At 61.0% G+C, this 14,567-nt stretch carries 13 protein-coding genes and 2 pseudogenes; 8 read left to right on the forward strand and 7 right to left on the reverse strand.

Translation table 11 applies throughout. The features are described from left to right. Nucleotides 1-121: 121 nt before the first annotated feature. The 4 genes from paoC to F757_RS33305 form a co-directional block, all read right to left on the reverse strand. Nucleotides 122-2,320 (reverse strand): aldehyde oxidoreductase molybdenum-binding subunit PaoC, encoded by a 2,199-nt coding sequence (gene paoC, locus F757_RS0110505; RefSeq protein ID WP_027211358.1) that lies wholly within the window; start codon nucleotides 2,318-2,320, stop codon nucleotides 122-124. Continuing rightward, nucleotides 2,317-3,273, reverse strand: coding sequence for an FAD binding domain-containing protein (locus tag F757_RS0110510; RefSeq protein WP_027211359.1), 957 nt, complete (start codon nucleotides 3,271-3,273; stop codon nucleotides 2,317-2,319). Before F757_RS0110510 ends, paoC begins: the two co-directional genes overlap by 4 nt. Then, nucleotides 3,270-3,893: an aldehyde dehydrogenase iron-sulfur subunit PaoA gene (gene paoA / locus F757_RS0110515; RefSeq protein WP_027211360.1), complete on the reverse strand. Its 624-nt coding sequence runs from the start codon at nucleotides 3,891-3,893 to the stop codon at nucleotides 3,270-3,272. The genes F757_RS0110510 and paoA overlap by 4 nt, the downstream gene beginning before the upstream one ends. A gap of 112 nt (nucleotides 3,894-4,005) precedes the next feature. Continuing rightward, complete coding sequence (locus F757_RS33305; RefSeq protein WP_051376736.1) at nucleotides 4,006-5,169, reverse strand: MFS transporter; 1,164 nt, start codon at nucleotides 5,167-5,169, stop codon at nucleotides 4,006-4,008. 289 nt (nucleotides 5,170-5,458) lie between these two features. Between F757_RS33305 and F757_RS0110525 the strand changes: the two genes are divergently transcribed. Further along, nucleotides 5,459-6,352, forward strand: coding sequence for a LysR family transcriptional regulator (locus tag F757_RS0110525; protein ID WP_027211361.1), 894 nt, complete (start codon nucleotides 5,459-5,461; stop codon nucleotides 6,350-6,352). A gap of 31 nt (nucleotides 6,353-6,383) precedes the next feature. Here the strand turns inward: F757_RS0110525 and F757_RS35750 are convergent. Further along, a pseudogene (locus F757_RS35750) lies at nucleotides 6,384-6,706 on the reverse strand (IS3 family transposase); the annotation flags it as partial. A 244-nt stretch (nucleotides 6,707-6,950) separates the two neighbouring features. Beyond that, a complete protein-coding gene (locus F757_RS0110535) occupies nucleotides 6,951-7,832 on the reverse strand; it encodes a LysR family transcriptional regulator (RefSeq protein WP_027211362.1) in 882 nt (293 codons plus the stop codon). A gap of 164 nt (nucleotides 7,833-7,996) precedes the next feature. Here F757_RS0110535 and F757_RS0110540 point away from each other — a divergent pair, with 164 nt between their 5' ends. From F757_RS0110540 to F757_RS0110545, 3 genes are all read left to right on the forward strand, one after another. Next, entirely contained in the window at nucleotides 7,997-8,179 is a 183-nt protein-coding gene (locus tag F757_RS0110540; protein WP_027211363.1) for a hypothetical protein, read from the forward strand. Nucleotides 8,180-8,389: 210 nt separating this feature from the next. After that, nucleotides 8,390-8,716: a rhodanese-like domain-containing protein gene (locus F757_RS37020; protein WP_442856639.1), complete on the forward strand. Its 327-nt coding sequence runs from the start codon at nucleotides 8,390-8,392 to the stop codon at nucleotides 8,714-8,716. A gap of 51 nt (nucleotides 8,717-8,767) precedes the next feature. Further along, nucleotides 8,768-9,361, forward strand: coding sequence for a DUF4865 family protein (locus F757_RS0110545; protein WP_027211364.1), 594 nt, complete (start codon nucleotides 8,768-8,770; stop codon nucleotides 9,359-9,361). A 243-nt stretch (nucleotides 9,362-9,604) separates the two neighbouring features. On the opposite strand, the pseudogene F757_RS35020 reads toward F757_RS0110545, so the two are convergent. Next, nucleotides 9,605-9,831 (reverse strand): annotated as a pseudogene (locus F757_RS35020) (5,10-methylene tetrahydromethanopterin reductase); the annotation flags it as partial. A 198-nt stretch (nucleotides 9,832-10,029) separates the two neighbouring features. Between F757_RS35020 and F757_RS0110555 the strand changes: the two are divergent. The 4 genes from F757_RS0110555 (at nucleotide 10,030) to F757_RS33310 (ending at nucleotide 14,499) form a co-directional block, all read left to right on the forward strand. Then, entirely contained in the window at nucleotides 10,030-10,923 is an 894-nt protein-coding gene (locus F757_RS0110555; protein ID WP_084530802.1) for a transketolase, read from the forward strand. Further along, entirely contained in the window at nucleotides 10,920-11,969 is a 1,050-nt protein-coding gene (locus F757_RS0110560) for a transketolase family protein (RefSeq protein WP_027211367.1), read from the forward strand. The genes F757_RS0110555 and F757_RS0110560 overlap by 4 nt, the downstream gene beginning before the upstream one ends. 99 nt (nucleotides 11,970-12,068) lie before the next feature. Further along, complete coding sequence (locus F757_RS0110565; RefSeq protein WP_035466621.1) at nucleotides 12,069-13,112, forward strand: ABC transporter substrate-binding protein; 1,044 nt, start codon at nucleotides 12,069-12,071, stop codon at nucleotides 13,110-13,112. 43 nt (nucleotides 13,113-13,155) lie between these two features. After that, the gene (locus tag F757_RS33310; protein ID WP_035466656.1) at nucleotides 13,156-14,499 is read left to right on the forward strand and encodes an ABC transporter permease; all 1,344 of its coding nucleotides are present in this window, start codon (nucleotides 13,156-13,158) and stop codon (nucleotides 14,497-14,499) included. The last annotated feature ends 68 nt before the right edge of the window (nucleotides 14,500-14,567 follow it).

The raw sequence follows: 14,567 nt of genomic DNA on the forward strand, positions 1-14,567 counted from the left end.
GCAGGGTTCGAAGTTGAGGACAAACCGTCAGCGGCTGCGTGATTTGCCGCTGCCGCTGCAAGAGCGGACAACAGCCCACCGGCAATTGCCGAGCTGAGTCCCGAAGGGTTGCGTGATTGACTCATGCCACGCCCGCCAGCAGTTTGTCGAGAGTGATCGGATAGTCTCGCACCCGCACGCCCGTGGCGTTATAGAGTGCATTGGCGATGGCCGCGCCGACGCCGCAGAGCCCGAGTTCGCCGACGCCCTTCGCTTTCATGGGCGACGAAGTGGGATCGGTCTCGTCGAGGAAAATTACCTCCTGCTGAGGAATATCTGCGTGAACCGGAACCTCGTAGCTTGCGAGGTCATGGTTCACAAAGAGACCGTAACGATTGTCGACGACAAGCTCCTCCATCAGTGCGGCCCCCACGCCCATCGTCATTGCCCCGATCACCTGGCTGCGTGCTGTTTTCGGATTCAGGATTCGTCCAGCCGCGCACACGGCAAGCATCCGTCGCACGCGGATCTCGTATGTCGCAGCATCGACGCCGACTTCAACGAAATGTGCGCCGAAGGTGGACTGCTGGAAGCGCTTGTCGAGGTCTCCGTACTCCATCTTGTCTTCAGCCATCAGGTCCTCGCTTGCCGCCGCGTCGGATAGGGGGACGCTTCGACCGCCCACGCGCACATGTCCGTCCGCGAAGACGGCATCGTCGGGCGCCATGCCGAGTTTGCTCGCTGCCGCTTTTCGCAGTGCAACGCAGGCCGCATATACGCCGGCGGTCGAGCTATTCGCACCCCATTGGCCGCCGGATCCCGACGAGACCGGAAACGTCGAGTCGCCAAGACGCACGGCAATCTTGTCCAGTGGCAGGCCAAGCATTTCGGCCGCTGTCTGCGCAATGACCGTGTAGCTTCCCGTGCCTATGTCAGTCATGTCTGTTTCGATCGTGAGGAACCCGTGTTTGTCGAGCCGCACGCGAGCGCCCGATGGCATGACGATGTTGTTGCGAAAGGCCGCCGCGGTGCCCATTCCGATCAGCCAGCGTCCATCGCGATGCTGTGCGGGCCGCGTGTTGCGCTTCTCCCAGCCAAAGCGCGTCGCACCGGTCCGGAAACACTGGACAAGTTGCCGTTGAGAGAACGGACGATTCGGCTGTTCGGGATCGACCTGTGTGTCGTTGACGGCACGAAATTCGATAGGGTCCATCTGCAGCCTCTCGGCCATTTCGTCGATGGCAACTTCGAGCGCCATCAGGCCCGGCGCTTCACCTGGCGCGCGCATGGCGTTACCCTCGGGCAAGTCGAGCGTCGCCAGGCGCATCGCTGTCATGCGATTCGCCCCCGCGTAGAGGAGCCGCGTCTGCCCGACGGCGGTCTCCGGTTGTCCGTTCGGCTGATCGCCCGACCAGCTTTCATGGCCTAGCGCGGTAATCCTGCCGTTGTGCGTCGCGCCGATGCGGATGCGCTGGATGGTCGCCGGACGATGCGTCGTGTTATTGAACATAAGCGGGCGCGCTAGCGACACCTTGACCGGGCGCTGGGCGGCGCGGGCTCCGAGGGCGGCCAGGATCGCATCGGCACGCACGAACAGCTTGCCGCCAAAGCCGCCGCCGACGAAAGGCGAGATGACGCGGACGTTCTCGCGCTTGATCTTCAAGGTCTTCGCTACATCGCCTGCACCCCAGGCGATCATCTGATTGGACGTCCACACCGTGAGCTTGTCGCCGCTCCAAACGGCCATCGACGCGTGCGGTTCCATCATCGCGTGACTCTGGTCGGGCGTGGTGTACGTCGCGTCCAGGCACACGGGCGCGGCTGCGAACGCGGCATCGAAGTCGCCCACCGCGGTGGCCGGCTTGCCCCAGTAACCGCTCTTCGCCATCTGCGCAGACTCTTTGGCGGCGGCCAGATCGAAGCGTCCGTCTTCCCGCACATAATCGATCTTTAGCTTTTGTGCCGCATCGCGCGCCTGCTCGAAAGTGTCAGCGACTACCACGGCTATCGCCTGATGGTAGTGGTCGATTTGCGGTCCTCCCAACAGCTTCACCGTGTTGAAGTCACCCTTGTCGAGCGGTCCGGCGTTATCCGCGGTGACGACTGCGAGAACTCCCGGCGAGCGTCTGGCGGCGCGCACGTCCATCGCCCTTATCCGGCCGCGCGCAATAGCCGAACCGACGACGAAGCCATACGCGGGTTCGCGGGAGTCATCGTGCCACTCGTACGCGTATGTCGCGGTTCCGGTCACTTTGTGGCGCCCGTCGATGCGATCGGCCGGCTGGCCTACTGTCGTCATCCGGTCGATTGGATTGGTTGTCGCCGGTGTGTCGAATTTCATGCCTGGCTCCTCGCTTCGGTGATGACGGCGTTTAGCGTCCGCTCGACAAGCGTCTGCTTGAATGCGTTGTCGGCCGTCGGCTTGGCACCGTCGAGCAGACGCGATGTAACGGCTTTTGCGCCTTGCGGCATGACAGCGTCGGCCGCTTCGAGGCGCCAGGGCTTCGGCGCGACACCGCCCAGGCCCACACGTCCGCTGCCATCGCTCTGGACAATCGCTGCAACTGAAACCAGCGCGAAGGCGTACGACGCACGGTCGCGTACCTTGTGATAACTCTGAACGCCGCCGACGGGCGGAGGCAACGCCACCTGCGTGATGAGTTCGCCGGCACCTAGCGCGTTCTCGAGGTGCGGCGTGTTGCCGGGCAAGCGATGGAAGTCTGCGATCCGGATAGTGCGCGTCTGGCCGTCGGGCTTGACGGTCGAGATCGTCGCGTCGAGCACGCGCATCGCGACGGCCATATCGCTCGGATGCGTCGCGATGCATGCATCGCTGCCGCCGATCACCGCGAGCGATCGGCTATACCCTTGCATCGCTGCGCACCCGCTGCCGGGATTGCGCTTGTTGCACGGCAGATTCGTATCGTAGAAGTAGGGGCAGCGCGTGCGCTGAAGCAGGTTGCCGGCCGTCGTCGCCTTGTTGCGCAGCTGGCCCGACGCGCCAGCCAGCAGCGCGCGCGACAGCAACGGATAATCGCGCCGCACAGTGACATCGGCGGCGAGGTCGGTGTTTCGAACCAGTGCGCCAATGGCAAGCCCGCCATCGGGAGTGCGTTCGATAGCGTCGAGCCCGAGGCCGTTGATATCGATGAGATGCGCAGGCGTCTCGATCTGCAGTTTCATCAGATCGAGCAGATTCGTTCCGCCTGCGATGAACTTCGCGTTGGGCGAGCGGGCCGCGGCGGCAGCCGCGGCAGCGATTGAAGTCGCGCGTTCGTAGGTGAACGGTTTCATGTTTGACTCCCGGCGACTTCCGCCATTGCTTCCACGATGTTCGAATAGGCGCCGCAGCGGCAGATGTTACCGCTCATGCGCTCTCGCATTTCCAGACGGGTCGCGCGTGGGGCAGCCGTGAGATCGTCCGTCACATGACTCGGTATGCCTGCCTTGATTTCGTCGAATACCGCGACGGCCGAGCAGATTTGTCCCGGCGTGCAATATCCGCACTGAAAGCCGTCGTGCCTGATGAATGCGGCCTGGACCGGATGGAGGCGCGCTCGTGTGCCGAGGCCTTCGATCGTCCTCACGTCACTGCCTTCGTGCATCACGCACAGCGACAGACATGAGTTGATTCGCCGGCCATCGACGATGACCGTGCAGGCGCCACATTGCCCGTGATCGCATCCCTTCTTCGTCCCGGTGAGATGCAGATGCTCACGCAATCCATCGAGCAGTGTCGTGCGGGTGTCGAGTGACAGCGCATGCGCGGTTCCATTCACCTTGAGCCGGACCGTCGCAGTCATACCGCCGGTGCTGTCCGAGGCGTTCCCGGCTGTCGCGGCGTGGCCCGCAAGCGGCAATACGCCCAGCGCGGCGCCGGAGCCTGCCAGCTTCAGGACCTCGCGCCGACTCATGCGCGGTCCTTCGAATGCCTCGGCAAATTTCTCACCAGCAGCTTTCCCATCAGAAGACGCGTGGGTCATCATGAATCCCCTTGAGAATGAAGTACGCCGACCAAGCGCGGCGTCATTGGCAGCTACGGCTACTGCCGCTTCTGTCGCGGACAGGCATCGGAGTGTCGCAGCAAGACGTCAGGTAGGTCACGACGGCCGCAATCGCCAACAGCACTGCACTCGCGAGAAAGGTCCCGCGGTAACCGAGGCTGTCGAAAAGCAGGCCTCCTCCCGTCGAACCCGACGCAATAGCCAGTTGCACGATGGCGACTAGCAGCCCGCCACCGGCTTCGGAGTTATCAGGAAACGTTCTGGCAATCCAACCCCACCAGCCGACCGGTGCAGCGGTCGCAAGCAAGCCCCACGATCCGAGCAGCATGCCCACCACCGCGGTGCGGCCGCCTGCGATCGTCAGTGCGGCCGCAATCGCTGCCATGAGCAGAGGGATCGCGACGAGCGTCGGGTAGAAGCTGCGCCTGAGAACGGCACCGATGACCGCGGTGCCCAGGAAACCCATGACGCCGATGATCAACAGGATCAGACTAAGCGTGGAGACATCGACACGCGTCACCGTTTCGAGGAAGGGTCGTACATAGGTAAGAAGTGCAAACTGCCCCATGAAGAAGAAGCCTGCGGCAATCATGCCGAGCGTCACGATGCGGCGCCGAAAGAGCGAGAAGGTTCCGGCCGTCCGTGATGGTTGCGCTCGAACAGGCATCGGGGGCAAGCTTTTCCATTGCCAGGCGAGCGCGACCAGCGCGACCGGCACGAGACAGAGAAACGCTCCACGCCAACCGATGACCGAGCCCAGATAGCTGCCGAGCGGCGCAGCGACGACCGTGGCCAACGCGTTGCCGCCATTGAAAACCGCGAGGGCGCGGGGGACGTCGGCGCTGGGTACGAGCCGCATCGCGGTTGCGGCCGACATTGACCAGAAGCCGCCGACCACTACCCCGATCAAAGCGCGCCCCACCATATAACTTGCATAGTTGGGCGCGATGGCGATGACCGCACCTGAAATGGCCATCACGATGGTCAGCGCAAGCAGTAGCGTCTTGCGATCCATACTGCCGGAGAGGCGGTAGACAGAAAGGCTCGTCAAGACGGCGAGTGCGCCGGAAATGGCGATACCGCGCCCAGCGAGGCCCTCGGTGACGTTGAAGTCTGTCGCCATCGGTGTGAGCAGGCTCACCGGCATGAACTCGGACGCGATCAAAGCGAAGACGCAAAGCGTCATGGCAAACACGCCGTTCCAGTAAGCGGGCTGCGTTGGAGACGTCTGCCGCGCATGGACGTGGCCCGCAGGAGTATCGGATAGCTCTATTGACATGGGACAAAGGGGAAAGCGTGCGGCAGCCCGGCTACGCCGGCGCGACGATGAAATGGCCCAGCCGGCAAAACTGCCATGGCATAAAAGAATGTCCGGGCCCCAAGTCGTCATTCTGTTGCGCCGGTGTATATTTGACTAGCTAATCGCGACTGATTAGCCTTATAAGATCAGCTAATCAATCAGCGAGGGCGGAGGCGTGACAAGACGCAATCTGAATGACCTTTTTGCATTCGTGACCATAGCCCGGGAGGGCAGCTTTACGCGTGCCGCCGCAACTTTGGGCGTGACGCAGTCGGCGCTGAGCCAGACCATTCGCGCATTGGAAGAGAGTTTGCAGATCCGGCTTCTCACGCGAACCACGCGCAGCGTCTCGCCGACGCCGGCAGGCGAGCGGCTACTGCAAACAATCGGTCATCGCCTGGACGAGATTGATGCAGAACTCGACGCGCTTACGGAACTGCGCGAGAAGCCTGCGGGCACTGTTCGCATCACCTGCGGAGATTACATGCTGCACAGCGTTCTCCTGCCAAAGCTCGCTTCGCTGTTGCACGAGTATCCGGACATCAAGCTGGAGTTTGACGTCAATTATGGCTTTCGTGACATAGTGGCCGACCGGTTCGATGCGGGCGTACGTCTAGGTAGCACGATCGATAAGGACATGATTGCTGTGCCTATCGGTCCTGCCTTGCGCATGGCAGTCGTCGGCTCTCCAGCCTATTTTGCGAATCGACCTATGCCGAGGACACCGCAGGATCTGATGCACCATAACTGTATCAATCAACGCATGCCGACCTCTGGCGGGCTCTACGTTTGGGACTTCGAGCGTCGCGGGCGAAAGTTGAACGTGCGCGTCGACGGTCAGTTGGTTTTCAATACGACTCAGCCTCAGATTGACGCGGCTCTCGCCGGTTTGGGCCTCGCACTGCTGCCCGAAGATGAACTGATGCCGCATATCGATTCAGGCAAACTGGTTCGTGTGCTGGAGGAGTGGTGCCCAAGGTTCGGCGGATATCATCTTTACTATCCGAGCAGGCGGCAGCCGTCGCCGGCCTTCTCGATAGTGCTCGAAGCGTTGCGATTGCGCGGCTGATTGAAAGCAGCCTCGGTTATGAGCGGCAATGTGTGCGCCTGGGCGCAAGCAACAAACCATGCACGCGCATGACCCCATAGACTTGCTTAACGTTTACCGGAGCCGAGCCTTGTTGGTCCCGCTCCTTTCGAAGCTGCCCGGACTCGCCGATAGCCCCAGCTTGGCAGGTGCGCGACGATGCGCCGGATTTCTTCGACCAACGCAGCATCGTTGGTTTGCCTGGCCGTGCGCCCGTCGCACCGGTCAGCCGGTCCAGCCAGCTTTGCCGACACATTTGAGCGCGCTACGCCGGGAACTTCACAGGCCTGCTTCACTGGTCGTCCCCCCGGCAATGAAGGCGAGCGCGCAATCCAGACAGTTTGGTGTGATCCTGGTTTTGTGGGACCGGTTATTCGGCACGCTGCAAGAAGTCCCCGACGGCCTGACGACGCCCATGGGCGTGACGATTCGGCGAGCCAGACGATCCTCGGCATGCTGGCCTCCGTGTTCGAAAAAACGAAGCCGGCTCCGAACCTGCCGCGTACGCCGGTGCCACTCGAAGCTGGCGTGCAGAAGTAGGCCCCGCGGGGCCGGGCACCAGCCGCCCCCAGCTACAGATTTACGCAGGCTGTGCCGCGTGCACCGGGACTGCGGCGGGCGCCGTGCGAAAGGCGCTGGCCAGCGTGCGCAGCGCCGCGCGTAGCTGCGGGTCGGAGGTCGACGAATACAGCACTACTTCGCGCGAGGGCAGCGGCGGCAAACCAAGGCGCGGGCCGACATCGACCGTGCCGGGCGGCGCCACGCGTAATGCAAGTGCAGCCACCGCGAGTCCTGCCTGAGCGGCGGCGCCGATCGTCGCAATGCCTCCGCCAACGAACACCTCCACCCACGGCACGCGCGCTTCCTCCAGCACGCTGACGGCCATTGCGCGCACGCGGCAGGGGTAAGCCTGGGTCGCGAGCCTCAGTGGCTCGCCTTCACGATGCGGCCAGTCGGGTGTCGCCATCCAGCCAAATGGCTCATTGAGCAGCGTTTCGCCGTCGCGGCGGCTGTCGTCGTGACGAAGCACGAGCGCGGCGTCCAGCGCACCACCATCGAATTGCGCTTCGATATCGCGTGAACTGGAGACGCGCATCTCCACCAGCAGACCCGGATCGGCACTATGCACGTGCCTGAGAAGAACAGGCAGATCGCTGCCGACAATGTGATGGCTGATACCCACCTTGAGGGTTGCGCGCTTGCGTGCAAGCACGGCAAGGGCGTCATCGTGCGCGCCCAGCAGATTGCGCGCGGCTTGCAGAAAGATTTCTCCTTTCGGCGACAGACGCACCATGCGAGGTGTGCGCTCGATGAGCCGGTGGCCCAGCCGTTCCTCGAGCCGTTTGAGCTTCAGACTGATGGCCGATTGAGTGCTGTCGAGCGCGTCCGCAGCGCGAGTGAAACTGCGTAGATCGGCCACCAGTATGAAAGCCTGTATCGCTTCCAGATCAAGTGTTTTCATGACGGTTCATTCGAATGTGTCATCACAGAAATACGCGGCAACGGGTTTGAGAGCGGTAGGTTCCGTGACACGCTAGCGCTATCTGCGGCATTGAGCAAGCAGGCGTGCCGCTTGCCTTGCGCTTGCCCTTCATTGCCGCGCCAGATTTGTCCCGAAGGAACGCCATGTCCGACACTGCGCAGTTTGATCACGACCACCCTACGTATGCGTCACCTCGGCGTGACGGCGACGACGGTCCACTCGATGCACGGGAGGTATTGTTCGCTTATGTGACAGGTTTGTGTTCGGGCGCATTCATTATTTTCGGCACGACCGTCGTGGTGTGCACGGTGATGCGTTTGCTTTGAGCCCGCGGTGCGTCGCGTGAGCAGACGCCAGCCGTTGGGGCTGTTGTGGGCGCGCGTTTACTGATGTCATGATTCGCACTCTTTGCCTGCCCATGTCGCTCCACGTCTTATCACATTCGCTGCTGGTCCTGTTGCGGCACCGAGCGCGTCAGTGAACTCAACGCAAGAGCGGGCACTCCTGTCGTCAGCCAGGATACCGTAGCTGCGTGGCTGGCGGAAAGCGATACACGCACCACATATCTGCTCGATGTGCGATCAACGCAGGAATTCGAAGCAGGCCATCTGGCCAGTTCGATCTCCGCCCCCGGCGGGCAGTTGCTTGGCGTCACGCATCGCACGCTTGCAACGCGCGGCGCCCGGGTAGTGTTGGTCGACGACGATGGAACGCGCGCGCTCACCACCGCCTACTGGTTACGCCAACGCGGCTGGGATGCGCACGTGTTCGAAGGTGCCCGGCCGGTTTACGCGCACCTAGCCCGTGAGATTGAATTCGGCGATTCGCCTCTGTCATCACAGTTATATGAGCCTGAGCATTGAATCCATCAATGCGCTCTGGCACGGTGAAGCTTTACATCGCGAGAGGCCATCATGCTGATCAAACAATACGAGCACCGGTTGCCGTCGGACTACGACATGGAGCGGATTCGGGAGCGGGGGCGCACTCGCGGGCTAGTCTGGAACGATGCACACGGGCTCGCGTTCAAAGCGTTCGCGCTGCGCGAACGCGGAAAATATGGTGCGCACCACAATGCCTATACGTCAATTTACTTGTGGTTGCGCGAAGACGCTGCCGCGCAGTTCGTAACTGGGCCGCGCTTTGAGCCGGTGATCGAGTCGTTCGGGCGTCCACCCATACAGACATGGCTGCCCGTTGACGCCCGCGCGGGTCACTCGGGCCCGGCTTTGTCGATATACCGCGAGGATGTCGTTGTGCCGGAAGGAGCCAGTTTGGGCGAGTTGCGTAAGACTGAAACGAAACTCAACGCTGAGGTTGCCGCCCATGAGGATACCGTGGCGGCCATAGTCGGGCTGGACGTGCTGAATTGGCGGATTACGCGGTTCACGCTGAGTTCCGCGCCTTTACGAACGGTCGAGCGCGGGGTCGGCTACGAGATTGCATATCTGGCTGCACCAGGTTTAGCATTGTTGCCGGCCGAGTCTGTCAGTGCTCTTGCGGTATAGCGAACCGCCAGCGCGGGCCCGGTCGCCATCACATCGCGCGACAACGAGGCGATTGGCATATCCGTACGCGCTGGCCGCCGCAGTGCGGTGAAGTGCAGCCCCCGCTGCGGCGTCGAAGCAATGCGAAACGCGCTTCAGGCGTGAAACACCGGCTCGCCCAAGCTTGGCGTCAGCCGGTTTGCCCGCGCGAAGATCTAATCGCGTGGCTTAGATCGGACATCTGAGTATCGTCGAGCCCGCTATCACGAGCGAGCCGTCATACGACACGTAGCGCTTGTATTCTTCGAACTTCGCCTGCGCATCGGTCTCATCGACGATCACGGTGACAAGGTTGTAGATCAGCAGCTTGTCGCGATCGCGTCCCGCTTCCGCTGCCTGGTGTCGCACATCGGTCCCGTGGTTTTCAGGAAGGTCAGAGTCGGCACGGCGACGAACACCTATTCGGCGTGCTGCCCAGCGGATATCTTTCCAGCAGCTTATACGAGATTCGACGTATTCCGTCGCGCCGACATATATCCTTTTGGGGACGGTTTCCTCGGTCCGACACACTTCTGAACGGGGAGAGGGCGGAGGCAAAGTCATCCAGGCGTTGCGCGGGCAAACCCGTAGTTGTGCGCTTTTTTGTTTCCGAATAGGATATATCCTATATTCACTGAACGAGTGGTCATATGCGACACCTACAAAATGAATCGCCACCTGACGGCCGGCGACCGGCGCGGGCTGCGTTGGACCGTGCCGCCATCGCCCGGATAGAGGAAAGAGCGCGCTTTGTACGACTTGAGACGGTGCGGCTGATTTCGATTGCCAAGGTTGGCCATTACACGTCTGTTTTCTCGTGCGCGGAGATATTCGCTTCGTTGTACTACGACGTGATGAATCTGCGTCCTGGAACGCCGGCATGGACCGGGCGTGATCGATTTTTGATGGGGAAGGGCCACGCCGCTGTGGGGCTCTATCCAATTCTCGCGAACTTGGGTTTCTTTCCCGCGGAATGGCTCGATAGCTACACGCGGCTTGGCAGTCCGTTGGGAGATCACCCGGACATGCGTAAGGTGCCGGGCATCGATTTCAGCTCCGGATCGATAGGCCATGCGTTGTCGGGCGGGCTCGGCATGGTGCTTGGACAGCGAGCCGCAGGTCGCGATTTCAACGTATTCGTGCTTCTCGGCGACGGTGAAATGCAGGAGGGCCAGGTGTGGGAGGCGGCCCTATCCGCTGCTCACCACAAGGCGAATCGGCTGATAGCGATTGTGGACCGCAATGGCTACCAGCTCGACGGCAAAGTCGACGACATTATCGGTATAGAACCGCTCGACGAAAAATGGCGCGCATTCGGTTGGGAGGTGCACACAGTCGACGGGCACGATGCCGGCGCGTTGACCTTGAAACTGCGCGAACTGGCCGATGACGCTTCGCGCACCAGACCCGCTTGCCTCATCGCGCAAACATCGAAAGGCAAAGGGGTCGGTTATATGGAAACAGAGCCTGGCTGGCATCTCGGCTATCTCGCCGACGATGACGCCGCCAGAGCAATCGACGAGATCAATGGAGCGGTGCTATGACAACGGCTTACACAGCGAAACGGAACAATGCGGAGCCGCTCAATCCTGCATCCTGGCAATATCGGCAGATCAACGAGCGCGCTGTGGGACTCGGCTATCTGTCTGGGGCTCTTTGCGAACTGGTGGATCAGGGGCACCCTGTCATGGTCGGCACGGCCGACTTGCAATACTCGAATGGCCTCGTGCGGTTTGCCGAAAAATATCCGGAGCGTTTCACGCAGTTCGGGATTTCGGAGCAGAACATGGTGTCGGCCGCTGCCGGTATGGCAAGCACGGGTGCTATGCCGTTTGTCGCGACATTCGCGTCCTTCCTTGCGCTGCTGTGCTGCGAGCAGATCCGCACGGACATCGCCTATTCGGCCTTGCCGGTGCGCCTGATCGGTCACCATGCCGGTATAACGCTCGGGTTTTACGGCACTTCGCACCATGCCACTGAAGATCTCGCAATCATGCGCAGCATCGCCGATCTCACGGTTGTGGCGCCCGCTGACGGCCCGCAACTCGCTGCAGCAATTCGGGCTTCAGTCACGCACCAGCAACCGATCTATTTTCGCATCGGCCGTGGCCAGGAGCCGGATGTCTATGCGTCGGACGTCGAATTTGAATTCGGGCGTGCGATCACTCATCGGCGCGGCAGCGACCTGACGATCATCGCGTGTGGAACGATGGTGCATGCGGCGCTCGCCGCAGTGGAACAGCTGAATCAGGAAGGGTGGTCGGTGGGACTCATCGACATGCCGACCATCAAGCCGCTGGATCGTGATGCGATTCTCGCCGTGGCCAACGAGAGCGCAGCGCTGATGACGGTCGAAGAGCACAACGTGCTTGGCGGACTTGGAGGTGCGGTAGCCGAGGCGCTAACCGAGGAGGGCGCGGCCGTACGTTTGAAGCGTCACGGGCTCAATGACGAATATAGCTTGATTGCACCTCCCACCCATTTGTACCGCCATTATCGGCTCGATGCAGACGGGATCCGCGCGGTGGCGCTGGAACAACTGCAACGTCCGGAGGCTGGGACGAAATATCGAACGGGCAGATCCGCCTGATATTCCTCTGTCTTGGGAAGGGCTTGAGCACAGGAGCGTGCTTCCAGCTCGAGCGCACGTTTCCAGGTTTTCGTTCACCTATTCGCGGACGATCAGATAATGAATCTATTAACAAAAGCCAGCCTCGTGTTGATGCTCGGAACATGCGGTTGTTCGGGCGCCGCACAGGCGCGCGACCTTACCGTGGTCGGTTTTGGCGGTTCCTTGCAGCAGGCGTTCGATACCGCGTACTTCAAGCCTTTTGCTGCGGCACGCGGCCAGCATCTGGTTCAGGACAGCTATGACGGCGGCATCGCCAAACAGAAGTCGATGGTCGAATCGTCCGCGATCACCTGGGATCTGGTGCAGATGGATGAGAACGAGATGGCCGCTGCATGCGACCAGGGCGTACTGGAGGTTCTCGACCGCAAGAAGTTGCCGAATGCGAACGAGTATGTGCCTCAGGCGATTTCCAAATGCGGAGTCGGGGCGTTCGTCTGGTCCGAGGTGATGAGTTATGACCCGAAGAAGTTCGCGTCGAATCCGCCTCAATCCTGGGCGGACTTCTGGAACTTGCAGAAATATCCGGGCAAGCGCGGGTTGCGCAAGCAACCTCGCATGACACTCGAAATTGCGCTGATGGCGGACGGCGTCGCTCCGCCGGATGTGTACAAGGTGCTCGCCACGCGCGCGGGCCAGGATCGCGCGTTCAGGAAACTCGCCGAGATCAAGCCACAAATCCAGTGGTGGGACACGGGTGCTCAACCGCTCGAATGGCTGGCCTCAGGTGCGGTTTCAATCACAGCCGCGTATAACGGACGGGTCAGTGCCGCACAGAAGGAAGGGCGGCAGTTTCCCATCGTCTGGCGAAACCAGCTTTTCAGCATGGACTACTGGACGATTATCAAAGGCACGCCAAACAAAGCCGGTGCCTACGATCTGTTGAACTTTACGATGGACTCCGTCAATCAGAAGAAATTCGTCGAGACGATTCCGTACGGGGTCGCCAACCGTCAGGTCGCATCCATGATTCCCGCGAGCTTGCTGTCGCAACTTCCGACGGCGCCGGATCACCTGCAAAACGCCTTGCTGCTCGACACGAATTTCTGGCTCGACCATGAAGAAGAACTCGTGGCCCGATTCAACAAGTGGGTTGCTCAATAAACTTTGCACGCATCAAACGGCCAGGCTCCAAATGGAAACTTCTGTGACCACACTCTCGATACCGACGCCATTGCGCCGTGCCTTGCACAAGTCGAAGCGTAGCCGGCGGCTGGTGTCGCTCTTTTTGATTGCGCCGTTAAGCGTGTACATCGCCGCCTTTTTCGTCTTACCGATTGGTGTCATGTTTTATCGCGCGGTCGCCAATCCCGAGGTCCGGGCAGCGCTTCCCCATACTGCGGACGCGGTCCTTGCATGGCAACCGGAGAGCGCGATTGCGTTGCCGCCTGAGGCGATTTACCAAACGCTTGCCAACGAACTCCAGGCGTCCTATGGCTCGCGGGAACTCGGCGAACTAGCGCGCCGGATGAACTATGAGCATAGCGGCTTGCGGACGCTGTTTCTAAAGACGGCACGCACGCTTGCCAATGGCCAGGACACAAAGCACGTAGGCGGCTGGGCGGCACAGCCTGGCGGGACGGATACGCCAGAGACCGCGGCAGGAACTGCGGGTGTGGCAAGCGGGACGAGCGGGAATCACATAAGCGCGAGGCAAAGGCTTACCGCGATCGATCACGAGTGGGCTTCCGCGTCGACGTGGCGAGCGTTGCGTCGCGCAGCACCGTCCTACACGCCGTATTACCTGCTGGCGGCGCTCGATCTGCACGTGGACGACAACGGGCATATTGCCCGTGTATCGGGCGATCAGCGGATCTACATGGAGATACTCGCACGCACCTTCAGGATCGCCGCGGTCGTGACGGCCCTATGCCTCGTGCTGGGATATCTGCTCGCGGCGTTGATGGTGAAGGCAAACAAGGTGTTTGCGTTCGCGATGCTCCTCGCCGTCATGTTGCCGTTCTGGACGTCGCTGCTGGCAAGGACAACGGCATGGATCGTCGTGCTTCAGGAGAATGGTCTCGTGAACAATGCGTTGATCGCACTCCATGTCGTCGAAAAGCCGCTGACGTTGATATTCAACTCGACTGGCTTATATATCGTCATGGTCCATATCATGCTGCCGTTCACGGTATTGCCGGTCTACACATCCATGAAGGCGATACCGAAGCATTTCATGCGCGCTTCGGCATCGCTCGGCGGGCATCCAGTACGCGGCTTTTTACACGTATATCTGCCGATGACCATGCCGGGCGTCGGCGCGGGCGCACTGCTCACTTTCATCATCACGATCGGGTACTACATCACGCCGTCTCTCGTTGCCAGCGCTCGAGAACAGATGCTCGGCTACTTCATCGCTTTCTATGCAAACACCACGGTGAACTGGGGCATGTCCTCAGCACTCGGAATCATCTTGCTGGCCAGCGTCGCACTTATCTACGCGATTGCGGCGCGAACAGTGGGCATTCGTCAGATCGCCGGCTTGCGCTAGGGAGGAAGGAATGACCCATCAATTATTAAGCCGGCTTGCCAGCACGATCCATCATGCGTTTGGCGGCA

It is taken from the genome of Burkholderia sp. WSM2232 (genome assembly GCF_000472545.1).
Lineage (GTDB): Bacteria > Pseudomonadota > Gammaproteobacteria > Burkholderiales > Burkholderiaceae > Paraburkholderia.